Source organism: Luteolibacter sp. Populi (assembly GCF_040801775.1).
In the GTDB taxonomy this organism is placed as follows: domain Bacteria; phylum Verrucomicrobiota; class Verrucomicrobiia; order Verrucomicrobiales; family Akkermansiaceae; genus Haloferula.
In genome coordinates this window covers 5,125,065-5,150,896 of the sequence record NZ_CP161812.1, presented here as the reverse complement: position 1 = coordinate 5,150,896, position 25,832 = coordinate 5,125,065, and the positions used below count along the sequence as shown (strand labels likewise).

General features: G+C 64.4%; 26 protein-coding genes and 1 pseudogene. 11 read left to right on the top strand and 16 right to left on the bottom strand.

The window, feature by feature from the left end; translation table 11 throughout:
- Positions 1–53: 53 nt before the first annotated feature.
- Positions 54–1,800: pseudogene (locus ABWK72_RS20870) on the bottom strand (cation:proton antiporter).
- 165 nt (positions 1,801–1,965) lie between these two features.
- On the opposite strand from ABWK72_RS20870, the gene ABWK72_RS20865 reads away from it, so the two are divergent.
- Positions 1,966–2,487 (top strand): GNAT family N-acetyltransferase, encoded by a 522-nt coding sequence (locus ABWK72_RS20865; protein WP_367871513.1) that lies wholly within the window; start codon positions 1,966–1,968, stop codon positions 2,485–2,487.
- Between the two features lie 2 nt (positions 2,488–2,489).
- A complete protein-coding gene (locus ABWK72_RS20860; protein ID WP_367871512.1) occupies positions 2,490–2,927 on the top strand; it encodes a GNAT family N-acetyltransferase in 438 nt (145 codons plus the stop codon).
- Here ABWK72_RS20860 and ABWK72_RS20855 read toward each other — a convergent pair.
- From ABWK72_RS20855 to ABWK72_RS20845, 3 genes are all read right to left on the bottom strand, one after another.
- Positions 2,924–3,196 (bottom strand): DUF2917 domain-containing protein, encoded by a 273-nt coding sequence (locus ABWK72_RS20855; RefSeq protein ID WP_367871511.1) that lies wholly within the window; start codon positions 3,194–3,196, stop codon positions 2,924–2,926. The two genes, ABWK72_RS20860 and ABWK72_RS20855, sit on opposite strands and share 4 nt — an antisense overlap.
- A complete protein-coding gene (locus tag ABWK72_RS20850) occupies positions 3,193–4,146 on the bottom strand; it encodes a LysR family transcriptional regulator (protein WP_367871510.1) in 954 nt (317 codons plus the stop codon). Before ABWK72_RS20850 ends, ABWK72_RS20855 begins: the two co-directional genes overlap by 4 nt.
- 105 nt (positions 4,147–4,251) lie before the next feature.
- Complete coding sequence (locus tag ABWK72_RS20845) at positions 4,252–5,481, bottom strand: MFS transporter (RefSeq protein ID WP_367871509.1); 1,230 nt, start codon at positions 5,479–5,481, stop codon at positions 4,252–4,254.
- A 34-nt stretch (positions 5,482–5,515) separates the two neighbouring features.
- Here ABWK72_RS20845 and ABWK72_RS20840 point away from each other — a divergent pair, with 34 nt between their 5' ends.
- From ABWK72_RS20840 to ABWK72_RS20830, 3 genes are read left to right on the top strand one after another with little or no spacing between them, the layout of a single operon-like run.
- Positions 5,516–6,385 (top strand): LysR substrate-binding domain-containing protein, encoded by an 870-nt coding sequence (locus tag ABWK72_RS20840; RefSeq protein WP_367871508.1) that lies wholly within the window; start codon positions 5,516–5,518, stop codon positions 6,383–6,385.
- 54 nt (positions 6,386–6,439) lie between these two features.
- A complete protein-coding gene (locus ABWK72_RS20835; RefSeq protein ID WP_367871507.1) occupies positions 6,440–7,258 on the top strand; it encodes a membrane bound O-acyl transferase family-domain-containing protein in 819 nt (272 codons plus the stop codon).
- Positions 7,242–7,664, top strand: coding sequence for a hypothetical protein (locus tag ABWK72_RS20830; RefSeq protein WP_367871506.1), 423 nt, complete (start codon positions 7,242–7,244; stop codon positions 7,662–7,664). The genes ABWK72_RS20835 and ABWK72_RS20830 overlap by 17 nt, the downstream gene beginning before the upstream one ends.
- A 99-nt stretch (positions 7,665–7,763) precedes the next feature.
- Here ABWK72_RS20830 and ABWK72_RS20825 read toward each other — a convergent pair whose 3' ends face one another.
- Complete coding sequence (locus tag ABWK72_RS20825) at positions 7,764–8,810, bottom strand: thiamine pyrophosphate-dependent dehydrogenase E1 component subunit alpha (RefSeq protein WP_367871505.1); 1,047 nt, start codon at positions 8,808–8,810, stop codon at positions 7,764–7,766.
- 47 nt (positions 8,811–8,857) lie between these two features.
- On the opposite strand from ABWK72_RS20825, the gene ABWK72_RS20820 reads away from it, so the two are divergent.
- From ABWK72_RS20820 to modB, 5 genes are all read left to right on the top strand, one after another.
- Complete coding sequence (locus ABWK72_RS20820; RefSeq protein ID WP_367871504.1) at positions 8,858–9,205, top strand: winged helix-turn-helix domain-containing protein; 348 nt, start codon at positions 8,858–8,860, stop codon at positions 9,203–9,205.
- A 78-nt stretch (positions 9,206–9,283) separates the two neighbouring features.
- The gene (locus ABWK72_RS20815; RefSeq protein WP_367871503.1) at positions 9,284–11,224 is read left to right on the top strand and encodes a TonB-dependent receptor plug domain-containing protein; all 1,941 of its coding nucleotides are present in this window, start codon (positions 9,284–9,286) and stop codon (positions 11,222–11,224) included.
- Positions 11,214–11,708, top strand: a complete 495-nt coding sequence (locus ABWK72_RS20810) for a hypothetical protein (protein ID WP_367871502.1) — start codon at positions 11,214–11,216, stop codon at positions 11,706–11,708. The genes ABWK72_RS20815 and ABWK72_RS20810 overlap by 11 nt, the downstream gene beginning before the upstream one ends.
- Positions 11,705–12,460, top strand: coding sequence for a molybdate ABC transporter substrate-binding protein (gene modA / locus ABWK72_RS20805; RefSeq protein WP_367871501.1), 756 nt, complete (start codon positions 11,705–11,707; stop codon positions 12,458–12,460). The genes ABWK72_RS20810 and modA overlap by 4 nt, the downstream gene beginning before the upstream one ends.
- Positions 12,461–12,954: 494 nt before the next feature.
- The gene (gene modB, locus ABWK72_RS20800) at positions 12,955–13,581 is read left to right on the top strand and encodes a molybdate ABC transporter permease subunit (protein ID WP_367871500.1); all 627 of its coding nucleotides are present in this window, start codon (positions 12,955–12,957) and stop codon (positions 13,579–13,581) included.
- Positions 13,582–13,586: 5 nt separating this feature from the next.
- On the opposite strand, the gene ABWK72_RS20795 is transcribed toward modB, so the two are convergent.
- From ABWK72_RS20795 to ABWK72_RS20760, 8 genes are all read right to left on the bottom strand, one after another.
- Complete coding sequence (locus ABWK72_RS20795; RefSeq protein WP_367871499.1) at positions 13,587–13,871, bottom strand: hypothetical protein; 285 nt, start codon at positions 13,869–13,871, stop codon at positions 13,587–13,589.
- A 21-nt stretch (positions 13,872–13,892) separates the two neighbouring features.
- Positions 13,893–14,471 carry an RbsD/FucU domain-containing protein gene (locus ABWK72_RS20790; RefSeq protein WP_367871498.1) on the bottom strand — a complete coding sequence of 193 codons (579 nt, stop codon included), beginning with the start codon at positions 14,469–14,471 and terminating at the stop codon, positions 13,893–13,895.
- Positions 14,472–14,690: 219 nt separating this feature from the next.
- Positions 14,691–16,091, bottom strand: coding sequence for a PhoH family protein (locus ABWK72_RS20785; RefSeq protein WP_367871497.1), 1,401 nt, complete (start codon positions 16,089–16,091; stop codon positions 14,691–14,693).
- A gap of 290 nt (positions 16,092–16,381) precedes the next feature.
- Positions 16,382–17,494 carry an AMP-binding protein gene (locus tag ABWK72_RS20780; RefSeq protein WP_367871496.1) on the bottom strand — a complete coding sequence of 371 codons (1,113 nt, stop codon included), beginning with the start codon at positions 17,492–17,494 and terminating at the stop codon, positions 16,382–16,384.
- Entirely contained in the window at positions 17,476–18,465 is a 990-nt protein-coding gene (locus tag ABWK72_RS20775; protein ID WP_367871495.1) for an enolase C-terminal domain-like protein, read from the bottom strand. Before ABWK72_RS20775 ends, ABWK72_RS20780 begins: the two co-directional genes overlap by 19 nt.
- 159 nt (positions 18,466–18,624) lie before the next feature.
- Positions 18,625–19,500 carry a 1,4-dihydroxy-2-naphthoate octaprenyltransferase gene (menA, locus tag ABWK72_RS20770; RefSeq protein WP_367871494.1) on the bottom strand — a complete coding sequence of 292 codons (876 nt, stop codon included), beginning with the start codon at positions 19,498–19,500 and terminating at the stop codon, positions 18,625–18,627.
- 218 nt (positions 19,501–19,718) lie between these two features.
- Positions 19,719–20,534: a 1,4-dihydroxy-2-naphthoyl-CoA synthase gene (gene menB / locus ABWK72_RS20765; RefSeq protein WP_367871493.1), complete on the bottom strand. Its 816-nt coding sequence runs from the start codon at positions 20,532–20,534 to the stop codon at positions 19,719–19,721.
- Between the two features lie 18 nt (positions 20,535–20,552).
- The gene (locus ABWK72_RS20760; protein ID WP_367871492.1) at positions 20,553–21,299 is read right to left on the bottom strand and encodes an alpha/beta fold hydrolase; all 747 of its coding nucleotides are present in this window, start codon (positions 21,297–21,299) and stop codon (positions 20,553–20,555) included.
- 430 nt (positions 21,300–21,729) lie between these two features.
- On the opposite strand from ABWK72_RS20760, the gene ABWK72_RS20755 reads away from it, so the two are divergent.
- Positions 21,730–22,128, top strand: a complete 399-nt coding sequence (locus ABWK72_RS20755; protein ID WP_367871491.1) for a hypothetical protein — start codon at positions 21,730–21,732, stop codon at positions 22,126–22,128.
- On the opposite strand, the gene ABWK72_RS20750 is transcribed toward ABWK72_RS20755, so the two are convergent.
- The 3 genes from ABWK72_RS20750 to ABWK72_RS20740 all read right to left on the bottom strand — a co-directional run bounded on the left by ABWK72_RS20750 (position 22,116) and on the right by ABWK72_RS20740 (position 25,614).
- Positions 22,116–22,973 carry an MBL fold metallo-hydrolase gene (locus ABWK72_RS20750; protein ID WP_367871490.1) on the bottom strand — a complete coding sequence of 286 codons (858 nt, stop codon included), beginning with the start codon at positions 22,971–22,973 and terminating at the stop codon, positions 22,116–22,118. The genes ABWK72_RS20755 and ABWK72_RS20750 overlap by 13 nt on opposite strands.
- A 553-nt stretch (positions 22,974–23,526) precedes the next feature.
- Complete coding sequence (locus ABWK72_RS20745; protein ID WP_367871489.1) at positions 23,527–25,086, bottom strand: thiamine pyrophosphate-binding protein; 1,560 nt, start codon at positions 25,084–25,086, stop codon at positions 23,527–23,529.
- Positions 25,087–25,137: 51 nt separating this feature from the next.
- The gene (locus ABWK72_RS20740; protein ID WP_367871488.1) at positions 25,138–25,614 is read right to left on the bottom strand and encodes a nucleotidyltransferase; all 477 of its coding nucleotides are present in this window, start codon (positions 25,612–25,614) and stop codon (positions 25,138–25,140) included.
- Positions 25,615–25,832 lie beyond the last annotated feature (218 nt).

Sequence of the window (25,832 nt, the reverse complement as noted above, 5' to 3'; positions counted from 1 at the left end):
AAACGAGGGTGGGTTTTTCCACCCGCTCCCTCCCGGCCTGCCTTCTCCTCCACTCAGGACGTCGGAACCTTGCGATGCGGGAAGAATTCGCGCCGGACCCGTTCATTTTCGCGGTCGAGTTGCTCACCCGTGGCACCGAAGTTCTTCAAAACACTTTCGGTCATGGACAGTGCCACCTCGCCCTCCCCGGAGAATACCTCATCAGCCCCCGCCTGCAGGAGATCATCCGCCTCCTGCAAGTAGCCGGTCCGGGCGATGACCTTGATCGCGGGGTTGAGTCGCTTGGCTTCCTCGATGACTTCCTTCCCCATGCGGACGCTGGAAGCACTGAGGATGAGAAATTGAGCTCGCTCCGCCCCGGCATTCTTCAGCGTCTCGGGATGACTGGCATCTCCGTAGAATGCCCGCTCGCCGGAGGCATTGAGTTCCTGGACGGTATCGACATTCATCTCGATGATCGAGGGCGAGAACCCGTTGGCTTTCAAAAGTCGGGCAAGGGTCCGGCCCACCGGCCCGTAACCGACGACCAAGGCAAGGCGCGTGGTGCCGTGGAGTTCGTCGGCGGGACCGTCTTCGCCGCTCACCTCCACCCGGTTGAGCAATTTCCATAGTCTCGGCCGCGCGGCCACCCACCGCTCCACCGGCCCCACGGCGCGATAAAGCAGGGGCGAAAGGGTGATCGAGAGGATCGCGGTCGCCACGAGGGCGTTGAATGCCTTCGGACTCACGACATTGTACTGCATGCCGATGGTCGCCACGATGAAGGAGAACTCTCCGATCTGCGCGAGCACCGCCCCGACCGAGAGCGCCGTGCGAAGGGGGTAGCGGAGGATCACGGCGATGAAGATGGCAGCCAGGGGCTTGCCGATTACAACGATGGCCAGGGTGGCGGCGGCCAGCCAGGGAGACTCCAGCAAGCTCTTGAAGTCGAAAAGCATGCCGACGGAAACGAAGAACAGGACGGCAAAGGCGTCCTTCATCGGCAAGGCATCGATGGCGGCACGGTTGCTGAACTCCGAACGGCCCACGACCATGCCGGCGAGGAAGGCTCCCAGTTCCATGGACACTCCGAATAGCTTGGCGGAGCCGACCGCGATCCCGAGCGCAAGCACGAGGATGGTAAGGGTGAAGAGTTCCCGCGAGCCGGTGCGGGCGATCCGGGTGAGCAAGCGGGGAATCGCCCAACCGCCCACGATGAAGGTGAAAGCGATGAGCGCCCCGATTTTGAGCGTCGTCCACAGCAGCGCCATGGCAATGCCGCCACCACTGGCAGCAGCCTCCCCGCCGAAGACGGCCGGAAGCAGGACGAGGATGAAGACGGTGAAGATATCTTCCACAACCAGCCAGCCGATCGCGATGTGGCCGATCGGAGTGTGGAGGTGATTGTTGTCCACCAGGATCCGCGTGAGGACGACAGGTACTCGCGACCGCGATGGCCATGCCGAAAACCGCCCCTTCCGTCCACGACCAGCCGAAGGCACGCATGATCACCATGCTGAGAATCGTGGCCGCGGCGCTCTGGACAATCGCTCCGGGGACCGCAATGCGCTTCACGGCCAGCAATTCCTTGAAGTGGAAATGCAGGCCCACACCGAACATCAGGAGAATCACCCCGATGTGCGCCATCTGTTCGGCCAGATGACGGTCCGCGACGAATCCGGGGGTATGCGGGCTCACCACAATCCCGGCCAAGAGATAGCCGACGATCGGCGACAGACCGATCCGGTGGGAGAGATAGCCGAGCAAAAGCGCGGCACCGAGGCCGCCGGTGAAAGTGAGAATCAGGTCAAGGTCATGCATGTCGGGAACGCGGAAAAGTCCTCCCACCTTTGCGGAGCAAGTCTTCGTTGTCTGCGACTTTTTGGTCGGAAGGCAATTAAAAGGGATTTCCCCTACATGACGGGAAACGTGAAAGCACCGCGCGAGAGGATCGACAGGCAGGAAGCAGGCAGTTAGATGCGACGCATGCCCGCCGCGCTTATCATCCGGCCCTATCGGGAGGAAGACGAGATTCCGCCGATCACGGCGATGCTGCATGCGGCGTATGCACCCTTGGCGGCGATGGGGCTACGCTACACCGCGACTTATCAAGAGGATGAGGTGACGCTGAAGCGGCTGCTGCGGGGATTCCCTTTTGTCGGGGAATTCGCCGGGGAAATCGTGGCGACGGTGACTCTGTATTCGAGCGAGCCGGGGTCGGACTGCAATTGGTACGGCCGTCCCGAGGTGTTCTCCTTCGGGCAATTCGGGGTGAGGCCGGATCTCCAGGGCCGGGGGATCGGGAGCAAGCTGATGCGGTTGATGGAAGACGAGGCCCGTCAAAAGGGAGCGGAGGAACTGGCTCTCGATACCGCCGAAGGCGCTTATCGCCTGCGCGATTGGTATGCCCGCTGTGGCTATCGCGAAGTGGAACGCGTCTCCTGGGGCAACACGAACTACACCAGCGTGATCCTCTCCAAAGCCCTCGAACCGACATCATCCTCATGAGCGTGAAAATCCGTGAAACGGTCCCGGCGGATTGGACCGACTGCGCCACCTTCTTCCGCGAGGCATTCAACGCCCCGCCATGGAACGAAGCGTGGACCGACGATAGCGCGCTGCAACGCCTCGCCGATTGCGCACGCACGCCGAACTTCCTCGGCCTGATCGCGGAGGATGGCGCGGACATCGTGGCCCTGGCCTTCGGCTACTCGCAACGCTACCAGGAGGAGTTGCACTACTTCTTGTTAGAATTCTGCGTGGCGAATGACCGCCAGCGCCAGGGCATCGGTGCAGCCCTGCTTGCAGAGCTTCACACCCGCCTGCAAGCGGCGGGCGTCAACCGCATCTACACGCTGACCGCACGCGAGACCGCAGCGCAGGACTTCTACGCCAAGGAAGGCTTCTACATGAGCCCGAAGATGATGATGATGGCGCGGCGCTATTAGCCGAGTTCCACCACCGCTCCATCCTCGATGCCCTCGGCCACCAGGCGTCCCGGGCCCGTAAAGGCCATGGCATCGCCGGCGCTCATCAGGAGATCGTCCCGCGAGTTTTCCTGGGTCACCCAGAGGTGCCCGGAGATCACGCGGAAGCTCACCGTCTCGGTGTCCTCCAGCAGGCGTGAAAATACCTGACCATAGGCGATCCGCGCCCGTGCGGCTTCCCGCCGGCGCATCTCGGCCGGAATCGTCGTGGAAGGGACGAAGATATTCATGAGCGTGAGCGGGGTTTGCGTTGGATGGCGCGGGCGCTGCGGAAGGGAATGACCGGGACCGTGAGGTGCGCCGGTTTCTCCCAGACTTGCAGGACATGATCGCGCACGGCGGCGATGGACGGATCGTTTTCGTTCGCGGCGAGGTAGCCGATGCTCAGCGGCGACATGGCCCGGAAATGCGGCAACGGCACCACCCGGTCCTCGAAACCGTTCGCCTTGATCTGCGCGATGGCCGTCACGGTGAGGCCAAGCCCCTCGGCCACCATGTTGAGCACCGTGAGATCCTCGTTCACCTGGAAGCGGCGGTTGAGACTCAGACCCTGCTCTTGGCTGATGCGCTGGATGAAGCGGGAATACGAGCAGGCGGGCGAGGTGAAGATCCACGGCTTGCTCTCCAGCAGCTTCCAATCGGGCTTCGAGAGCTCCTTGGCCCACTCCACCGGCGCGGCGATGCAGAGTTCGATCTGATCGATTTCGTGGGAAACAATCTTCTGTGATTCGCAGGGCCCCTCGAAGAAGCCGATCGAGATGCTGCCCTCCTCGATTCCTTGGAGCACCACGCCGCTGCTGCCATTCACCAGCTCGAAGCACAGATCCGCGTGCTCGTCGGAGATCGAGCGCAGGATCTCGACCAGGCGCAGGATTTCCGGACGATTGTTGACGCCGAAGACCAGCTCCCCCGAGACCGAGCCGCGCAGACTGTCGGCGCTGTGTTTGAAGTCCTTCGCCGCATCGACGATCCGGCGGGCCTGCTCGCGCAGCACTTCGCCGGCGCGTGTGAGCTTCATGCCCTTCGCGCCGCGGTCGAAGAGGCGCACGCCGACTTCATCCTCCAGCGCCTTGATCTGGGCGCTCACCGCCGGCTGGCTGGTGAAGAGCTTCTCCGCGGCACGCGTCAGATTCTGTTCTTCGGCGACAGCGAGAAAGGTGCGGAGTTGGTAAAGTTCCATGACGGCAAGAGGAAGTGATCGCCGTCATCATTCCCCCAAAGCGCCACCGCGGCCAATCGCATCTTCCGATCACCACCATTCGTGGTATCGATGGCCCGCCCGCGCTCAGGCCTTCGAGGCCGAGCGCAACACCGCCGGTCCCGGCAACGCCAGTAGCAGCGCGAAGAACAAGATCATCCCGAAAGCTCCCGGCAAGCCCACCCAATGGCTCAAGCCACCGATCGCAGGCGGACCCACCAGGAAGCCAAAGTAACCGATCACCGATACCGTCGCCACGCCCTGCGCCACGCTTCCCTTGTGCGCGCGCCCCCCCGCCACGAGCAGGACCGGAACCATGTTCGCCAGACCCAGACCCGCAAACCCGAGGCCCACGAAGGTCATCTGCCAAAAGGGCAGGAAGACGACGATCAATAGCCCGATGAAAATCAGGATACCGCTCACCCGCAGCACCGTCAGCCCGCCGTGCTTGGCCAGGATGCGGTCGCCGAGGAAACGACCCGTGGCCATCGACAGCGAGAAAGCCCCGAAGGCGAAAGGTGCCAGCCAGTCCGCCGCTTGCGCGACGCTGCGGGCATACACCGCGCTCCAATCCATCATCGCGCCCTCCATGAACAGCACCAGGAAAGCCAGCGCCCCGATCCGCAGCAGCCTGCTATCCGGCATCGTGAAGCCGCCTTTCGGCTTGGTGGCGGCAGCATCCCCGCCCGCCAGGCTTCCCGTGCAGAAAAGCGAGGTCAACAGCAGCACGCCCGCGATCGAGAGGGTGATCGCCACCGGCTCCGCCCCATTCCGCAATGCCATTCCGACCGCGGTCGCTGCAATCAAGCCGCCAAGGCTCCAGAGCGCCTGTAGGTTCGACATGATCGGCGTCGAGCGACGGCTCTCGATGGTCATCGCCTGCGCATTTTCCGAAACATCCAGCGAGCCCTTGAAGGCTCCGAACAAGATACCCACCACGAAGAGCACGGCGGGATTCGGCGCCAGCGGAATCATCGCCAGCGCGATGCAGTAGGCGGGCGCGAGCCAGCGCAGCAAGGAGCGGCTGCCGTGGCGGGCAAGGACGCGGCCCACCAGGGACATGGAGATCATCGCACCGGCAGCGAGGCTCAGTAGCACCCACCCGAGCATCGATTCCGTGAGCCCGAACTTCTGCTTGATCGAGGGAATCAGCGCCGCCCAGGTTCCGAAACCAATGCCGTTCACCAGGAACAGCAACGACGCCGCCAGACGGCTGCGCCCCTGCTCTTCCGCGCTCGCCAGCGCAGCTCCGGCGTAAGTGGCCTCTTGATGCATGGCGGCATCCTGCCCGATTCCATCCGATTCTTCCAATGGCATCTTCTCATGACCGTGATAACCTCCGGTTATGGAGATGCGCGAGCTGAAATCCTTCGTCCTGCTGGCCGGACAATTGCACTTCGGCCGCGCCGCCAGCCTGCTGCACCTGAGCCAGCCGGCCCTGACCAAGCAGATCCGGCGGATGGAGGGCGAACTCGGCAGCCCCCTCTTCGAGCGCGGGCGGCACGGCACTGCGCTCAGCAGCTTCGGCAAGCAGTTCCTGAAGGAAGCACGGACCATGGTCACCGGTTTCGAGCGCCTGCTGGAGCGTGCCCAAAGCTCGGCCCGCGGCGAAAGCGGCCACCTCTCGATCGGCTTCGGCTTCCACACCCTGGAGTTCGTGCCGCGCCTGATCGTCCGCCTCCGCGAGATCGCCCCGGGCATCGGCGTGGACCTGCGCGACATGTCCACCGCCGAGCAGGTCGAGGCCCTGCGCGACGGCAAGCTCGACCTCGGCTTCCTGCGCCTCCCCGCTCCGGACGCGTTTCGAATTCTGCCGGTGATCAAGGACCGCCTCGTCCTGGTGTCCTCCCCCGCCCTGCCCTTGCCCGCCCATGCGACACTGGCCGACTGCCGCGAGCGGCCCTTCGTCAGCATCACGGAAGAGCGGGCGCCGGGCTTCTTCAACCACATGCTGCGGCTCTGTGCGAAGTCCGGCTTCCACCCGCGGGTCGTCCAGCAGGTTCCCGAATTCACCACCGCCCTGGCGCTGGTGCAGGCGGGCCTCGGCATCGCCATCATCCCCGAATCCGTCGGCACCAGCCGCTTCCCGGGCATGCGCGTGCACCCCCTGAAGGACAAGGATGCCGCCTGGTCGGTGGGAGCTGGCTGGCGGAAGGGCGACACCAACCCGGCATTGGCGAAGTTCCTCCAACTCCTGAAAGAAGAGATGAAGAATGCATGAAGGATTTGCTATTGGCTTCCTGATTGGCCGGCAAAGGTGTTAGATCGCCTCGTCGTGGAAACAGTGCCGTGGTTACCCGGAGAAGTCCCCCGCTGGGCCTTCATGTGGGCCATCGCCGTTGCGATGTTTGCGATCCTGAAGTGGCTGAGCTTCCGCTGGGCCAAGGGAACCGAAGCCTCCTCCCCGCGCAAGGCGGCCTACCTCTTTCTCTGGCCCGGCATGGATGCCGACGCCTTCCTCAGAGGGGTCGCCAAAAAAGCTCCCACAGCCTCGGAATGGACCGCGGCAGCACTTAAGACCGCACTCGGCATCGGGCTGCTCCTCGCCTCGCGCGCCTTTGATCCACCCATGGTCCGCGGCTGGATCGCCATGGTCGGGATCATCTTCCTGCTGCACTTCGGCAGCTTCCACCTCCTGAGCTGCTTCTGGCGCTCGCGCGGCATCAACGCCGTCCCGCTGATGAACCGCCCGATGGCAGCGACCTCCGTCTCGGCCTTCTGGGGCAAGCACTGGAACATCGCCTTCCGCGACCTGACCCACCGCATGGTCTTCAAGCCGGTCCTGCGCAGGTGGGGCAGCGCCGCCGCCCTGATGTCCGGCTTCCTCTTCAGCGGCGTGATCCACGAACTCGCGATCACCGTGCCCGCGGGCGGCGGCTACGGCGGGCCGATGATCTTCTTCACTCTCCAAGGTCTCGCCGCACTGGCCGAGCGCACCAAACCCGGCAAGCGCCTCGGCCTCGGCAAGGGCGCGCGCGGCTGGACCTTCACCCAGGGCCTGCTCCTTCTAACAGTCGCACTGCTATTCCCGCCGCCCTTCGTGCTGCGGATCATCAATCCCTTCTTCGACTACCTCCATGAACTTGCCTTTTGATATCCCGCTGCCCCTGGCCATCCAAGCCGCCGGAGCGCTCCAGATCTCGATCCTCATCGCCTCGGCCCTCGTGCCCCAGCAGTTGAACTGGAAGGAAGCCTTCGCGGTGCTCCCGAAGCTCCACCGCCAGATGTACTGGATCTATGGCGTCTACACCGCCGCCGCCATCCTGACCCTCGGCCTCTTCAGCCTCTGCGCCGCCAGCGATCTCGCCGGCGACAGCCGCCTCGCGAAGATGGTCTGCGGCGCGAATGCCCTCTTCTGGGGCGTCCGCGTCGCCCTCCAATGGGTCATGGACGCCGAGCCCTTCCTCACCAAGTGGTGGCTCCGCGCCGGCTACCATCTCCTGACCCTGCTCTTCTTCACCTTCACCGCCTTCTACGGCTGGCTGGCGTTCCACAGGTAACGCAAGGCGATCCGCCGCATGCCTGCCCCCCGGGACCGCGGAGGCAGGCATCACTTCATGCATATGGGGATGGTCCCCAGCCCGGTGACTGTGGACCACCTAAAAGAAATGCCGGCCGATCTTCGAGGCCTCGGTCCCGTGGTCCGACTCCCAATAGACGTCCTTCACGATATCTTCCACCGTCGGCGGCGCACTCGCCTCGGCGAATTCTACAGCGGCCATCGCCTCCGCCTTGGCCTCGGCATCCATGCGCTCCACATCGTCATCGCTGACCAATCCCTCCAAGAGCAAGGTCTCCTTCCAGCGCACGATCGGATCACGCGTCGCCTTCATGTGCTCGATCTCCTCCGGCGTCCGGTATTTCTTGTGGTTCGCATCCGCCACGTGGCTCCCGTAGTAGCGGTAAGTCGGGATCTCAATCACCGTCGGTTGGCACTCCTTCCTCGCCCGATCAAAGGCCACGGATAGCCGCGCCCGCAGTTCGTAAAGATCGCCATCGCCGGTCTTGTCCCAGGCAATCCCGTAGGTCTCCGCCCGCCGCGCCAGACAATCCTTGAACCGCGATGAGCGAGCTTCCGAAGTAAACATGGCGAAGCGATTGTTCTCGATCACATACACCACCGGCAGCCCGAAGAGTCCGGCAAGATTCAAGGACTCATGATAGACACCCTGATTCACCGAACCTTCTCCCAAGAAACACGCCACCGCACCCTCACTTTGCCTCTGCTTCAAGGCGAAGGCCAAGCCCGCCGCCAATGGAGTGTGCGCCGCAGCCAAAGGGTAGCAGCCCCAAAAATGTTTCTCCGGCGCGAAGAAGGACAAGGCACCGCCCTTCCCTTTCGAGCAACCGCCGGCCTTGCCAAACAACTCCGCCATGCACGGCCCCATCTCCATCCCCGCGGCGATGGCATGACCCATCCCGCGCCAACCGCTGATCGAATGGTCCTCCGGGCCCATCAATGAACGCGCAGCAGCGGCAATCGACTCCTGACCGATGCTCAAGACCAGCCAGCCTCCGATCCTCCCGCCGTTATAATACTTGAGTGTCGTCTGCTCGAATCTCCGGATCCGCATCATCTGCCGCAGCACCTCCACCTTCGCCTCCGGGGTGAAGTCGCGGTTCGCGGGATGTTCGCGCCAATCCATCCGCCGATTGTCTTGCCGCAGGCCCGTCTCCATGGCGAGCATGGATCGTGACGCCGGAGAAACACCTCATCCGCCTCCATGTCCGCGGCGATCTATCCTTCGGACCGGGAAAGGCCGAACTGCTCGAAAAGATCCGCGACCTCGGGAGCCTTCAGGATGCGGCCGGCGCCATGGGCATGTCCTACTCCAAGGCTTGGAAGCTCGTGAAAAGCATGAACTTCGCCTTCCGCGAGCCGGTCGTGATCCTCCACCGCGGCGGCAAGGACCAAGGCGGAGCGGAGCTGACCAAATCGGGCGCCACCATCATGGAACTCTACCGGAAAGCGGTCGCCGCAGCGGAGAAGGCCGCACAACCCTCGCTGGAAAAGATGCGTTCAATGCTTGGGAACGATTAAGCGAATTCATCGCAGGCAGACTCCGCAGGCCACCGATATACTTTACAAAACATATCGAACATGGCGAGGTAGCTCGCGATGAGAGCACTCCCCCTCCTGTGGATCGCGCCGCTGGCCGCAATGGCCGATCCTTCCGAACTCGGCGAACTGGTAGTCGAAGCGATGAAGCCGGACATCAGCAACCGCGTGACCAGCGAGGAAGCGGAGGACTTCGAGCGCCGTGATCTCGCCGAAGCCCTTACGCTCCTGCCGGGCGTCAGCCTCACCCGTGTGGGAGCCCGCGCCGAAACGATGGTCACCGTCCGCGGCTTCGACCTGCGCCAAGTGCCCGTCTTCATTGACGGCATTCCCGCCTACGTCGTCTACGATGGCTATCCCGACCTCGGTCGCTTCACCATTCCCGATGCCGGCGAGATCGAAGTCGCGAAGGGCCTCAGCCCGGTTCTAGCAGGACCTAACACCCTCGGCGGCCTGATCAATGTCTTCACCCGCCGTCCGACCAAAGAGCTGGAAGGCGATGTCCACGCCGGTGCCTTCAGCGGCGGCGGCTGGGAAGCCGGCCTCGGCGCGGGCGGTCGCCAGGACAAGTGGTATTGGCAATTCGATCTCTCCTGGATCGAGCAATCCGCCTTCGAGCTTTCCGATGACTTCGTGCCCCGACCCACCGAAGATGGCGGCCGCCGCAACAATTCCTACCGCAACGACTGGCGCGCCTCCGGTCGCCTCGGCTGGACCCCGGCACCGGAGGACGAATACGTCCTCGGCTTCTGGATCCAGCGCGGCGAGAAGGGCAATCCGCCCTACACCGGCTACGACAAGACCATCCGTCCGCGTTTCTGGCAGTGGCCGCAGTGGGACAAGGACACCTACTACATGCTGACCCGCACCGAGCTCGGCGCGGACACCACGCTGGAGACGAATCTCCACTACGACCGCTTCGAGAACCTCCTCCGCGCCTTCGACAACGCCAGCTACTCGTCCCAGACCCTGGGATCCTCCTTCAACTCCTACTATGACGACTGGACCGCGGGTGGCATGGTGAAAGTGGAGAACCGCTCGCTCAAGGCCACCCGCATCGCCACCGCCTTCCACTACAAGGTGGACCACCACGAGGAGATGAACCTCGGCGCGCCGAAGTACACCTTCGAGGATGAGACCGCATCGCTCGGCCTGGAAGCGGAACACAGCTTCCCCTGGGGTAGCTCGCTTGTCGCCGGCATCAGCTACGACTGGCGGCGGATCAATGACGCGGTGGACACCAACACCGGCGCGCCTCTAACGGGAGAGGAGGTCGACTCATGGAACCCCTCGCTGATCTGGAAGCACAAGTTCTCCGAGACCCTCGAAGGCCACCTCGGCTGGGCGGAGAAGAGCCGCTTCCCCACCATTAAGGACCGCTACTCCTACCGCATGGGCCAGGCGATCCCGAATCCCGACCTGAAGCCGGAGACCGTCGACCACTTTGATCTCGGCCTCGCCGGCACCGCTTGGGACAACCGCTTCCAGTGGGAAACCGGCGTCTTCTACTCGCGCATCGACGACGCGATCCAGCGCTTCGACAACGTCGCCTTCACCCCCGGCGGCGCAGGCCTCTTCCAGCTCCAGAATGTCGGCGAAGCCGAGCACCGCGGATTCGAGACCGCCGTCGGCATGAAGTGGACCGACTGCATCGAGACCGGCCTGCGCTACGCCTGGATCAATGCAGAGAACCGCAGCAACCCGCGCATCCACATCATCGGCACGCCGGAGCACGAGGTCTTCCTCTTCTCCAAGATCCAAGTCCACGAGAACGTGAAGCTCATCCCCTCCTTCGTCTGGGCCGACTCCCGCGATGTCAGCAGCACCGGCAAGCGCGTCGGCACCTACGCCAGCGTCGACTTCAAGGCCGAGGTCAGCCTGCCCGGCGAATGCACGCTCGGCTTCGGCGCGACCAACCTTCTCGACCGCAACCAACAACTGGACGAGGGCTTCCCCGAACCCGGCCGCAGCCTCTTCGTCGATCTCCGCCATGAATTCTAAGCTCTTCCTCATCTTCGCCGCGATCCCCTGCCTGATCGCTCCCGTCTTCGCCGAACCCCTGCTGCGTCTCCACGATGGCAAGCAGTGGAAGGAACTCGACCAGGCAGCGTGGGAAAAGCTGCCCCGTGCCGAACTCAAGGGGAAAGCCCGCGACGGCACCGACAAGCTCTACTCCGGCGTGGCCATGTCGGAAGTCCTCAAGCTGCTCGGCGCACCGAGTGGCGACACCCTCCGCGGACCCGAGATGAACCGCGTCGTCCTCCTAACAGCGGCAGACAACTATCAGGTCGCCTTCTCCCTTGCCGAACTCGATCCCGCCTTCCGCGCTCAAAACATCATCCTCGCCGACCAAGCGGATGGAAAGCCGCTGGACGATCATGAAGGCCCGCGCATGGTGGTAGCTGCCGATGACCTGCGCCACTCCCGCTGGATCCGGCAAGTGAAGCAGATCATCCTCACCCGCCCGATCGTCCCCGCGCCATGAAATCCCTGATCCTCTGCTCCTTCCTCGCCCTCGCCGCTGTCCTCTCCGCCCGCGCCGGGGAAATCCGCGTCGCCGCCGCCGCCAGCCTGACCGAGGCCCTCACCGAGATCGCCGCCGCCTACGAAAAGGACAGCGGCAACAAGGCCACCCCGGTCTTCGCCGGCTCGAACGTCCTCGTCCGCCAGATCCAGGAAGGCGCGCCGATCGATGTCTTCATCTCCGCCGACGAAGCGAACATGGACAAAGCCACCAAGGCGAATCTCGTGAAGGAAGTCGCACCTCTGCTGACCAATTCCCTGGTCATCGTCGTGCCCTCGGATTCGTCGGCCAAGATCGCTTCCGCCGCGGATCTGGCAAGCCTCAAGCGCATCTCCATCGGCGACCCCGCCGCCGTGCCTGCCGGAGTCTACGCCAAGGCCTGGCTCACCAAGGCCGGCCTCTGGGAAAAGATCGGGCCGAAGTGCATCGCCAGCGAGAACGTCCGCGCCGCCCTCGCCGCGGTGGAGTCCGGCAATGTCGACGCCGCCATCGTCTACAAGACTGACGCCGCAGTCTCCAGAAAGGCCAAGGTCGCCTGGACCGTCCCCGCGGGAGATGCCCCGGAGATCATCTATCCCGTCGCCGTCTGCACGGAGAGCAAGCACGCCGACGGGGCCGCGAAGTTCGTCACGTTCCTGAAGTCCGAAAAAGCCACCGCCGTCTTCAAGGCCCGCGGCTTCGGCATCGCGCAAGTCCCGACCGGGGCGCACTGATCCCCTCCACCAAGACGGGTCCAACAGAAGGCGGCGCAGCCGCTTTGGAGTGCGGCGAGCATCGCCGCTTTCCTGCGCGTGGACCCCGGAGATCGTCGCACCGAATCCACCTATGGAATGTTCCCCTACCCCGAGAAGTCCCGGAACACGGCGATTCCAAGGAGTGCGCCGGAGGGGTCGGAGGGGCCGACGCTTTCGATCGTCCGGTGAGGTCAACTAACAGGTGGATTCAATGCGGAAAAGCGGCGATGCTCGCCGCACTCCCGAGTAACAAGAATTATAACCCTTTGGTTTTCAGTAAAACCTCTTTTTCGAGTTACTCCATGCTCCACACCCCTTCAGCGCGGTTCAGGTGCTCCAAAGCGGCTGCGCCGCGATTCTACCAGCTCCCCCGTACTTCAAGATCCCATTGACCCGCCCATCCTAAACAGCGTCTCTTGTCCTCATCCCGAATGCCCGCAGACGACATCAGGCTGATTCTCTTCACCGTGGGCATGTCAGCCCTCGCCGTCGTCGTCTCCCTGCCCTTCGGCCTCGCCCTTGGCTGGGTCCTGGCCCGCAAGCGCTGGCCCGGCAAAGCGCTGGTCGAGACCCTGGCCATGATGCCCCTGGTCCTGCCGCCCGTCGTCACCGGTCTCCTGCTTCTCAGACTCTTCGGAAAACGCGGCCCCCTCGGCCCCTGGCTGGAACGCATGGACATCGAGGTCATCTTCACCTGGAAGGCCGTCGTCATCGCCCTCGCGGTCATGGCCTTCCCCCTCCTCCTCCGCTGCATCCGCACCGCCTTCGAGGAAGTCCCGCGCTATCTGGAAGAAGCCGCCTCCACCCTCGGCAAAACCCCGTGGCAAGTCTTCATCCGCGTCAGCATCCCGCTCTCCCGCCGCGGGATCGCCGCCGGCCTCATCCTCGGCTTCGCCCGCGCCCTCGGGGAATTCGGTGCCACCATGATGGTCGCCGGCCTGATCCCCGGCGTCACCGAGACCTTGCCGCTCGCCATCTACCGCGGCTTCCAGGTCGGCGATGACTCCCGCGTCTGGACCCTCACCGGAATCTCCGCCCTCATCGCCTTCGCAGCCCTGGCCCTCGCCGGCTACCTCACGAAAGGCCGCGCCTTCAAATAGGCCGCCTACCGATTCGCCATCTGCTTCCGGAACAGCGGCACGAATTCCGCCTCGATCCACGCGAAGGCCGCCTCCAGCCCCTGCTCACGGTAAATCTTGCCGATCTTCGCCTCCACCGCCGTCGGAGCGCCGAAGGCACTCAGGAAGCCGTTCGAGGTCAGCCGGGTGAACCACTCGCCATCCATCGTCCCGCGCTCGCGCAATACCCAGCTCCGCGCAAAAAGCGCCAGCACGGCATCGCCAATCCAAGCGGACTCCCGCTCAAGCCGGATTTCTTCGGTCTTGTTCATGTTCGCCGCGGGAAATTGCCCTCAAGGCAGCGGCCGGGCCAGCTTTTCCATCCGCTGCCGCTCGATCCGGTCGCGCAGGCGGTCCTCCGAATCGGCATTCCAGTAGCCCGGCTGCAGCTCCATGAAGACGCTGGTGTAGGGCAGCGCCGTATTGGTGCGGATCACCAGCACCTCGAAGCTCTTGGTCGCGTCCTCCATCAGGGTCAGCAGCGATTGCTGCTCCAGCTCCGTGGTCTCCCGGGAATGCAGCGCGCCGTGCAATTGCTTGCGGAATTCGTCGATCCCCGGCGCGTAGTCGTTCTCCACCACCCGCATTTCACGGGCCACGAAGACATTCGGCGTGACATGCTCGGTCCGCTCCAAGGTCCGCAGCACCTCGTCCACCACCGCCGGGATTTCCTCGTCGGCAGTGATCTGGCGCACCCCCGGCCGACTGTGGGCCGGGAAAGACGCTTCCGCCACCACGATCCAATTCCGGTAACCGAGCTGCGCCGTCTGCATCATCAGCGCATCCCGCCAACCGTTGCTCTTCTGGTACATGCCACAGCCGGACATCAGCACCGGGGCAACAACCAGACAACCGCGGAACCAGCGTAACATCAGTGCGAGTAAACGATGCAGCCCGCGGACTGTCAATCAGGGCGCGGGGAGCCGAGACAGGAAGTGCAAAGTAATAAGGACCAAGTCCCAAGAAACCGCCTCCCGGCACGACACCGGAAAGCTCTTCCTGCCTTTCTTGGGACTTGGAACTTCTCACTTGGAACTTCCCACCCTTGGCACTTGGAACTTCTTACTTGGAACTTCCCGGCTTCGCCGTCCTTACATCAATTGCGCCCCGGCATCGGCCAGCTCCGAGCGTTCCCCGCGGCTGAGCGAAACGTGGGCCACGAAGGGCAAGCCCTTCAGCCGGTTCTTGGTGTAAACCAAGCCGTTGCTGCGGCTGTCCACGTAAGGATTGTCGATCTGGGCGGGATCCCCGGCCAGCACCAGCTTCGAGCCGCGGGACATCCGGGTCACCACGGTCTTGGCCTCCTGCGGGGTCAGCTGCTGCGCCTCATCCAGCACGAAGAAACGGTTCGGGATCGAGCGCCCGCGGATGTAGCACAGCGCCTCCACCTCGATGATTCCCTGCTCCATCAGGTGTTCCCACGGCTTCTTGACCGGACCGCCGCCACCGCCTTGGCCGTCCTCCTTCTTCGCCTGCTTCCGGCGCGGGCCCAGCGGGGTCGCCGGCCGCATCAGCAGATCCAGCGCGTCGTGGATCGGCTGCAGCCAAGGCCGCATCTTCTCGTCCAGCGTGCCGGGCAGGAAGCCGAGCTGATCACCCATCGCGACCACCGGGCGGCTCACGGTCAGGCCGTTGTAGCGGCGGTTGAACATCTCATGCAGACCCGCCGCCACCGCGATCAGGGTCTTGCCGGTCCCGGCCTGGCCGAAGCAGGTCACCAGCGAAATATCCGGATTGAGCAGCGCGTCGATCAGGCAGCGCTGGCCGAGGTTCATCGGCTTCAGCGCGGTGCCGTCCTGGATCTTCAGCGACTCCGGGATCTGCAGGCGGACCAGGCGGCCGTCCGCGGCCATCCGCGCCGGCATCGTCTGCTTTTCACCCGAGGCCAGCAGCACGTACTCATTCACCGTGATCTCCTCGAAATCCCGGCCCACCGCGAGCTCGCCCGTGCTGGCGAAGCGCTGCATGTCCGAGGTATCCACTTCGATACGGCGGACATCGTAGGCGGATGCCTCCTTCGGATCGACCTTGTCGTTGAGATAGTCCTGGCAATCGATGCCCACCGCCCGGGCCTTCAATTGCATGTTGAGATCCTTCGTCACCAGCATCACCGGCGACTGGTTGTGGGTCATCAGCAGCAAGGTGCAGGCGAGGATCCGGTGGTCCACACGCTCCTTGTCCGGGAAGATCCGGTGGAAACGCGTCAGCATGTCCGAATTCTTCGGGCACATCTGCGGATCATACACGACCAGGCGGATGCTGCCGCCGCCATCGGTCGGCACCCCGCTGGTCACCTTCCGCGCACAGGAGAACATCTCCGTGAGCATGCGGTGGATCTTGCGCGCATTCGCACCGCGCTCGGTCTGCTCCGTCTTGAAGCGGTCCAGCTCCGCGAGCACATCCACCGGCAGGCAGATATGGTTATCCGCGAAGCGGCCCAGACAGGCCGGGTCGTGCAATAGCACGTTCGTATCTAATACGAAATTCTTCACGGCTTGGTTCGGGGCACGCAACCCGAAGTCGCTCGGGTGCGCCTTCTTCCCCGCTCCGCTGGCCCTTCGCCCGCTTCCTCCACCTTGTTGGATTTCGAAAAGTCGGGCTTGGGGGTCCTCGGCACGATGGATCATGGGGCTGGTGGGGTAGGGCTAAGTTACCGGCGGATCACGGGGAACGGAATCCCGGTCCGCCACCGGGCCCCGTCAAACCGCCACGCGGCGGCAATTGGAATGGTCTCTTTATCAAGACATCTGAACTATCGCCATCGCCGCAGGAATGGCAACCCTCAAATCACACTCCGCATCGCGAATCGTGCCAGCTCCGCACGCCGCGGTTTGCCCATCGGACTCCGCGGAATCGTCTCAATCCCAATCACCCGGCTGATCCGCCGGTATCCCGGGCAACTGCCGTGATAAGCCTCCAGCGCCCTCTCCCAAGCCTTTGCATCCGTGGTGACGTTTTCGTGGATCAATACCAGTTGGTTGCCCGCCCGCGGATCGGCTACCGCGACAACTACGGCAGATCCCGGAGCAGCACCCGCCAGCGCGACGATCTCGGACTCGACCGCCACCGGATCCACCAGTTCCCCCAAGATCTTCACCAGCATATCCGCGCGCCCGGCAATGTGCAGCATCCGCCTGTCAACGCGGCCGAGATCGGAACTCGCGAACCACTCGCCACTACGCTCCTCGTACTTCCACTCGCCTTCGGCCGACTTCAGCGTGCCGGAGAAAAGCGCCCCGCCGCGGATCATGATCCGCCCCTCCCCGTCCGTCATGGCATCCCAACACGGCAGCAAGCCGAGCGGCGCGGTGACATACGGCTGATCTAGTAATTCGAAATCCTGCGTCGCGATCTGCGATCCCGCCTCGGTCATCCCGTAGCTCGCCAGCACCGGCCAGCCCAGATCGCGGGCCGCGCGACCCGTCGCCTCGGCCAGAATCCCGCCGCCCACCACGATCGCCCGCAGACTCGCCGGCGCGCGCAGGCCTGCCACCACCAGATCATGCACCTGCGTCGGCACCAGCGAGAGATGGGTTCCACCCGCCTCGCCCAGCCATCGCGCGAATCCCGCCGCCTCCCACTTCCCGCTGAAATGCTCCATCCGGCAGCCCGCCTGATCCGCACGAGCCACCACCCCGAATCCGCCGACGTGATGCAGCGGCAGCGCCAGTACCCAGCAGCTATCGGCCGTCACTCCGAGATGCGCATTCACCGCCGCGGCCGAGACCTTCAGCGCGGCCCGGCTCAGGCCGATCCACTTCGGCTCGCCCGTGCTCCCGGAACTGCGGAAGAAAACCAACCCCGGAATCCCCGCGGGCACGGCACCGTCCCAGCCCATCAGGACCGGCGCATCAGCCTCCCAAAACTCGTGACCAATCAGGCCAGCCGCTTCCATGGCAACTTGTCTAACAGGTCATTGAAGCCCAGCCCCGTGCCCGGCGGCGCATGGAAGGCCGGCGTCCACGGACCCAGCGCTTCGGTAAAGGCATCCGTCTCGAAAAGATGATGCGTCTGCAAGCCGCATACACCCACCAGCCCGGGGAATTGCAGCGCCAGCCGCCCCGCCTCCCAAGCCGCAAAAGCCTGACCCAGCGGGTGGTCCATGTAGCTCGTCACCACCACGCGCTGGCCCATTTCCTGCGCCGCTTCCGCGAGCAGCCATGGCTCATCCAACGCCGGCTTGATCACCATTACTTGCGCCGCCGCGGACTGCGGCGAGGACTCGCGATCCACCGCCAGCGCGATCCGCGTCTCGCGGTGCAGCTTGCCCCACGTGCTCTCCGAATACTCGCAGGGGTCTTCTAGAAACTCGATCCGGCTTCTTATGTCCTCGGGCAAGCGCTTGAGCCACGCCGCCAGTTCCTCGGCTTCGCCGCTTTCATTGAAGTCGAGCCGCCAGCGCAGCGCCGGATGGGCTTTCGCCATCGCGACCAGCAGATCTCCTTCCTTCTCGATGTAGGCACCGCTCTTCAGCTTCGCCACGCCGAAGCCCGCGTCCACCGCCCGCGTGACTTCCTCCGCATTGGCCGCCACCAGCGTCGCGTGGCTGGCCGGCACCTCCAGCTCCTCGAACAGCGCATCCTCTACCGAGCGCGCCGCACCATCCATCTCCAGGCAGCGCAGCGCCCGCCGCACGATCGACCGGCTCCGCGGTCCCGCGAGATCCTCCAGACACTTCTGCAAACTGGGATCACCCAGCTCCGGCCATGGATGCAGGCAGGCATGGCCGCCCTCCGAGTCCTTGAGCAGCACCCCCTCGAACTCCTTCCGCGACGAACGCGAATTGAGATTGCGGCGGCTCTTCAACCGGTAATGCCAATACCAGATCAGCGTGCCGGAGGACGTGGTGAGATCGGTGATGGGCATGTCAGCTAAGTGCCAAGTAAGAAGTTCCAAGTGCCAAGCAGGAAGTTCCAAGTGAGAAGTTCCAAGTGAGAAGTTCCAAGTGCCAATGAACAGCCTCATAGTGCCCTCCAAAAGGTCTTTCCTGTCTTTCTTGGCACTTGGTCCTTCTTACTTGGAACTTCAAAGGAGGATGGCCAGCACGTGGAAAAGTCCCGCGAAGGCCACAAGTTGCAAGGCGGACAAAGCCAGCAGCCGGTTCATTTCCCGTCCCTCCGGCATCGTGAAGGCGCTCCAGATGATCCGCAGGCCCAGCGTCAGCAGCGGCAGCACCGCCAGCACCAGGAAAGGCTGGCCGAAGACGAACCAGCCCAGGCCAAGGAAGACCGCTAGCTTGATCTCCAGCCACACGATGATCCGCGCCGCCTTCGGTCCGAGCCGCACCGCCAGCGTCCGCTTGCCGGTCGTGGCATCCTCCTCGCGGTCGCGCAGGTTGTTGATCGAGATCAGCACCGCCGACAGCAGCCCGATCTGCCCACCGAGAAGCAGTGCCTCCGGCCGCCATTGCAGGGTCTGGACGAAGACCGTCCCCGCCACCGCCACCAGCCCGAAGAAGGCCACCACGAAAAGCTCCCCCATCCCCCGGTAAGCCAACGGGAAGGGCCCGCCGGTGTAGCCATACGCCAGATACATCGAAGGCACCCCGATCGCCAGGATCGGCCAGCCCGCCGCATGGATCAGCACTGCCCCGCACAAGATCGCCAGCAACAGGAAAACAAGCGCCCCCGTCATCACCGCCCGCCGCGACAGCAGCCCGCTGGCCGTCACCCGCTGCGGCCCCAGCCTCCGCTCGGTGTCCGCGCCTTTCGCCGCATCGATCGCGTCGTTGAAGAGATTCGTCGCGATCTGGATGAAAACCGCCCCGCCGACCGTGCACAGCGCCAGCAGTAGATCGAATCGCCCGGTCAGCCTCCACGCCAGCACGCAGCCCGCCCACACCGGCACGATGGCAGCGGGCAAGGTCTTCGGCCGGGTGGCCATCAGCAGCGGCTTGATCACGCCGGGAGAAAGCCCCCCCGCCCCCCGGATGCCAAGCAAACAAAGCGGCGGCTGCGGATTGCGGTGCAAGAGCCGAAGAGGCTGCCTTGAAATGGCAGGAACCGCTCTCCGAGCGGTCCGGCGGATGGCGGCGGTTTTATCGGAGCGGCATCGTAGCGAAAGTTCAAGCCGCCCCCCGCCGGACCTTTCGGAGAAAGGTCCCTGCCCGCGTCAGGCACCTACGGCACCCTTGGAAACTTCTTGAAGTCCGGCTTCCGCTTCTCGACGAAGGCCTGCTTCCCTTCCTTCGCTTCCTCGCTCATATAATAAAGCAGCGTCGCGTTCCCCGCCAAATCCAACAAACCCATCTGCCCGTCGCAGTCCGCATTCAGCGCCGACTTCAAGCAACGCAGCGCCAGCGGCGAATGCTCGAGCATCTCGCGGCACCATTGGATCGTCTCCTTCTCCAGGTCCGCCAGCGGCACCACGGTATTCACCAGGCCCATCTCCAGCGCCTGCTGCGCATCATACTGCCGGCACAGGTACCAGATCTCCCGCGCCTTCTTCTGGCCGACGATTCTCGCGAGGTAGCTCGACCCAAGACCGCCGTCGAAAGACCCCACCTTCGGCCCCGTCTGCCCGAAGCGCGCATTGTCCGCCGCGATGGTCAGGTCGCACACGATGTGCAGCACATGGCCGCCGCCGATCGCGTAGCCGGCCACCATCGCCACCACCGGCTTCGGCAGGCCGCGGATCTTCTTCTGCAGGTCCAGCACGTTGAGACGCGGCACGCCATCGCTGCCGATGTAGCCGGCGTGGCCGCGCACCTTCTGGTCGCCGCCGGAGCAAAAGGCGTCCGGCCCCTCGCCCGTTAGAATGATCACGCCCACGTCCGGGTCCTCGTGCGCCAGCTCGAAGGCGATCAGCATCTCCTTCACCGTCTGCGGGCGGAAGGCATTGCGCACCTCCGGCCGGTTGATCGTGATCTTGGCAATCTGCCCCTCATCCGTCGTTTCGTAACGGATGTCCTCGAATTCCCGAACGCTGGTCCACATGGCGGCGGGAGTCTCAGCCTAGCCCGCCACCCGCTCAAGAAATTCCCCCAGCTTCTCTTGGAATGCCGCCGGAGCATCCCAGGGCACCCGGTGCCCCGCCCCCGGCGCGACCCACAATTCCCCCCGCGGCAGCAGCGGCACGGCCCTCTCCCCCAGCGTCCGGAAATTCCCATCCTCCTCCCCCGCGCACCACAGCACCGGGCAAGCGATCTCCCGCAGCCGCCCCCACAGCGGCTCCTGCACCCCTAGCGACCAATCCACAAAGCTCCGCGCCACCTCCCGCCGCCGCCCCACAAGCCCACCCCGCCCCGCCATCTTCACTTCGACGTTCGATGTTGGACGTTCGATGTTCGATGTTCGCCCGAAAACCCCCTGCCCTTCCCACTTCTCCAAAAACTCCCCCCACTCCCCGGACAAAGCCATACTCGCCCACTCCGCATCCCCCGCCCGCCGCGCCGCCCGTTCCTCTTCCCTCTCCAAGCCCGGATGCGGCCCCACCAGCACCGCCGCATCCCAGTGCCCGCTCTCCAGCAGCGCATGCAGCCCCAGCCGCGCCCCCATCGAATACCCCACCAAAACCCGCTTCCCCTCAGCCGCTTCTACTTCCCGATTCAAGGCCCGGCCAAACTCGCCCATCGTCATCGGGCAACAGTCCAGGAAGCGCCACAAATCCACCCGCTGCACCGCCCAGCCCGGCACCGCCAGCCCGCGCCAATCCGCCGCCATCCCGACGGCCCCGTGCAGGCACCACAGTGTTCCCTTCATTCGCCGGTCAGCCAAGCCGGGCCTGCCTTCGGCGACAAGCGTGGCATTGAGCGTCGTTCTGGAGCGCCCAAGGAGATTCCTCCTGAATTCAATGCCTCTTCCGATCCATAAGCCCCCTTACCCCCATGCGGCTTTCAAGAAGCAGCGTGAGGAATGAGGGGGCATCGCCCAGGACCGTATTGACCGCCCGGTCCATCTTTTAAAGGCGGAGTGTATCCGTCCGTGCTGTTGCAATGGTGCCGGAGCTTGGAACCACCCGGCAGCCGCAGAAGAGGGCCGCCGGACCGGAGGGGCTAAAGAGCCCGTCGGGACTTCCAAGGAGTAGCAGAAATCGGGGTTTTCGTCAATCGGGATAAGTGTTCAGAAGAGTAGTCTGAAAACTAGGCGACGGCGGGAATTCTCCTGCTATACAGTTCCCCAGCGTCCCGCCATGTCCACTTCCATCCGCCTCCGCCTGACCGGCACCGCCCTGTTTGTGCTGCTGCCGTCCTGCGGCCTGATCAAGGCACCCTTTCAAGTCGCCGGAGCCGTCGTCGATGGCACGGCGATGGTGAGCAAGAAGGCCTACAAGGCCTCGACCGACCCCTTCAAGAAGACCCCGGAGGAAAAGGCCGCGGCCGCCAAGGAGAAGGAAGCGAAAGAGGCCAAGGAGGCAAAAGAAAAGGAAGCCAAGGACGCTGCCGCGAACCCCGGCCAACTGCCGGTGCTGCCGCCGGTGGAGCCCGCGCTGCCGGAGCAAGCGCCAAGCCAGACGCCCTCGAACGACTTCCTCCCGCCGCCGCCGCCCGATCCGCCCGCGCCGGACAATCTGCCCTATCAGGGCCGCTGAATTTCCCAGCTCTGGCCGACTGCCCCGGCGATGAATCGCTCGCCGGGAATCCCCTCCTTCTCCAGCGCCGCCTTCAAGCGATACGGCGGCTCGCCCATCGGCTCGTCCGTCAGGCGGAAGGTCCCCCAATGCATCGCCACCGCCCTGCGGCAGCGCGATTCGATGAAGGCCTGCAGCGACTCCTCCGGGTTCATGTGGATCGGCTGCATGAACCAGCGCGGCGAGTAGGCGCCGATCGGGATCATCCCGAAATCGATCGGCCCGAAGCGCTCGCCGATCTCGCGGAAGGCCGGGCAATAGCCGCTGTCCCCGGCGTGCCACAGCTTCACGCCCGCGCCCTCTAACAACCACCCGCACCAGTGCCCGCGGTTGCGGTCGAAGGGCGTGCGCGCCGTGAAGTGCTGGGCGGGGGTGGCGCTGAGTTGGATCCCGGGGAAGAGCTCCATCTGCCCGAACCACGTCAGCTCTTTCACATTCCGGAAGCCCTTCCTGCCCAGCCACGCCGCATGGCCCTCCGCAATCACCAGCGGCATCTCCTTGCCCAGGGTCAGCAGCGTCGACAGGTCCAAGTGATCGTAGTGCGAATGCGTCAGCAGCACCGCATCGATCGCCGGCAGCTCTTCCAAGCGGCAGGCGGGCGGGCTCACGCGCCGGAACCGCTCCATGCGGAAGGGCGCGCAGTAGTCGGAGAAAACCGGGTCGATCAGCAGGTTCCTGCCGAGGCCCTGCACGAGGAAGGAAGCATGCCCCAGCCAAGTGACCCGCCAGCCTTCCGCCGGTGGCGCTTGCGGTGAGAAAGGCATGACCGGGGCGGGATCATCCACCGTCGTGAAGATTTTATCCACCGGCGGATTTCCGAATCTCCAGCGGAAGAGGTCACGGATGGAATGTTGGGCGTGCGGCCAGGGATTCGAGAATTGGGGCATGGAATAAGGGCGAAGCCGCGGGAAACTAGCAGGCTTCAGGCAGAACGCCACGAATGGCTCTGAGCGTCCAATCTCTATGGAAAATCGCCTTCCGCGGCGCAGCCGCCGTGGACTGCGCGCAGCCTGCTGCCGCTGTCCCGATGCAGCCTGCTGCAAGGGGCGCTGCAAAGGCGAAGCACGGGGTATGGCGAGCCGCGCACGGAGCGTGGGATACGGTCAGCCGCGGCGCAGCCGCCGTGGACTGCGCGCAGCCTGCTGCCGCTGTCCCGATGCAGCCTGCTGCGAGGGGCGCTGCAAGGGCGAAGCACGGGGTATGGCGAGCCGCGCACGGAGCGGAATACCGAGATTTTCCGTCCTTCACGGCAGCAGGCTACCTGCCCACAGCGGCAGCGGGCTGCACGCACTCCACGGTCGCTGCGCGACTTTCCGCCCCGGACCCATGGAGCGAACTGAAGCCTGTGCTGTCAGGAACTCAACCCCGCGCATCCCAAGCCTTCCAAAAAGCCGCCGTCTCTTCCGCATCCGGGATCAGCTCGACCACCATCGGCACCTCCCCCGGCTCCAGCGCGTCGAAACCGTCTTCGCCCTCGATCCGGAGGTAGTTCATGCCCCACATCCCGGCCCAGCCATCGAGGCGGAGTTCGTGGGGGTTCAGCATGAGTTCCTTCGCGCGCTCGTGCATCGCGTCGAGGCGGGGCAGGCGGGAGAAGATCTGGCCGCCACCGTTGTTGATCACCACCAGCATGCGGCCCTTGCGCTCGATCTGGCCGAGCCAGGCGGGCGCAGCCAGGTCGTAAAGCGCGGTGAGATCACCGACGATGCACCACGAATCCTCGACATCCGCGGTCCAGCCAAGCCAGGTCGAGAGCTGGCCGTCGATGCCATTGGCACCGCGGTTGGCGCGGACATCCGTGACCGGCTTGCTGCGCTGGGCGAAGAGATTCCATTCGCGGATCGGCAGGCTATTGCCGAGGTAGAGGGATGACCCGGTGGAAGCGTAGGCGGAGAGCACCCGCAGCAAGCCGGGCTCACTATCGGGGTGCGCTTCCAAGGCATCCTCGATCTCCCCGGCGCAGCGCGAAGTCCGACGGAAGTAGTCGAAGGCATCGCCGGCCTTCTCCACGGCACCGAGGCCCTTGATCGCCCGCGCCACCGGCGAGACGATGATCTCGCAGCTCCGCGCCAATCCGGGGAAGCCGGTGCGCGTGATGTTGTAAACCTCGGTCTCCGGCAGATCCTCCAGGTCCCGCCAGAAGCGGCCGCTCGGCACGCCGCCGATCCGCAGCAATTTCCCCGGCGGGCGCTCGCGCAGCATCCGGTCGGGATCCGGCAGGCAGAGTTCGCCCAAGGCCTCGCGCAGACCGCTGGTCGCTTCGACCGCGACGGGTGCGCCCAGGGCGATGCAAAAGTGGAAGACTTCCTCATGGTCCTCCGGCTCGAGGTCGCCGATCATCACCACCAGCCCGCGATAGAGATCGTCCCGCAGCCAGAGCGCGAGCGCCGCGACCGAGAAATTCGGCGGCGGGATCGTGATCTCTTCACTTTCCGCCGGTGGGGTCCACTCGCCCGGCAGGAATTCCTCCTCCAGCTCCACATTCCAATGCCAGGGGCCGCGCTGCTTCCACTCCGAAATCTCGCCGGACCCGGCATGCTCGCCGAAGATTCCGGGCTGGGTGATCGCCTGCGGGGCACCGGTCCCGCGGAAGCGCTCCGGGCGGTCCGCCGTCAGCGCCAGCAGCGGACGGCCTTGGTAGAAGGACTCCACCACCGCGGGCAGAAGTTCGGCCACCGCCGTGCCACTGGTCGTGACCACCGCGCAGGGCTCACCGGTCGCCATCGTGCGGCCCAGCGCGAAGAAGCCGGCGCTGCGCTCCTCGAAGTGCCGCCACAGCCGCGCCTGGCCGGCGGCTTCCGCCCGCGCCAATACCTCCACCAGGGCAGCATTCCGCGCCCCGGCGCAGACGACGAATTCGCGGACGCCATGCCGGAGGCAGGCTTCAATGGCAGAACAGGCGCTTTCCCAAGTGGTCACGCGCGGAGGGTGGTGGAAGAATCCGAACCCGCCAAGCTCGGTCGCCCCGGGTCAATCAAATGCCCGTGGATCATCGATCAACCGGCGCAAGGCCATGGCATCAAGGCGGTCCTTCTCGCGCACCGATTTTTCCTTCCAACCGATAAGGGAGAGCTTCGAAGCAATTGCCACGAACTTCCCACGAACTTCGAACGTGTCCACATCGACGATTACATCTTCGTATCGTCGGCCGGACATTCGGGTAAATATGTCCACCTGGCACTGTTCGGTCTCTTCCACGATCCGGATAGCCCCTTCTTCATCGCCGAAATCATCCGGTGAGAGTTCACGGGCAAAGCCCTCGCCATAGCCAGCCATTAGATCAAGAAATCGCCGTATATTCGAAGGCTCGCCGTCGAGCAGGAGGTCGATGTCCTCCGTCAAGCGGACATAGCCCTGCAAGGTCACGGCAATCCCGCCGACTACAACAAATCGCACACCCGCCTCAACGAGCAGCACCAACAACTTTTCGAACGAGGGTTCCATCATTGGCGGGTGGTCTCCACTTGCCGCCGCGGAGCATTAGGGCGTTTCGACGCAGCATGGCGAGACGCTCCAGAGGAGGCAGGCGGCTCAAGCTGCCTCCTACCTTTTTTCGCAATGGCTCCCGGAACGGATCGCTCACGGCTGAATCCTAATGCAGACAGAGAACAAGGTCAGCACGAATTTCGGGAGTTTTCATCCCCTTCCACCTTTCCCCCCACTTT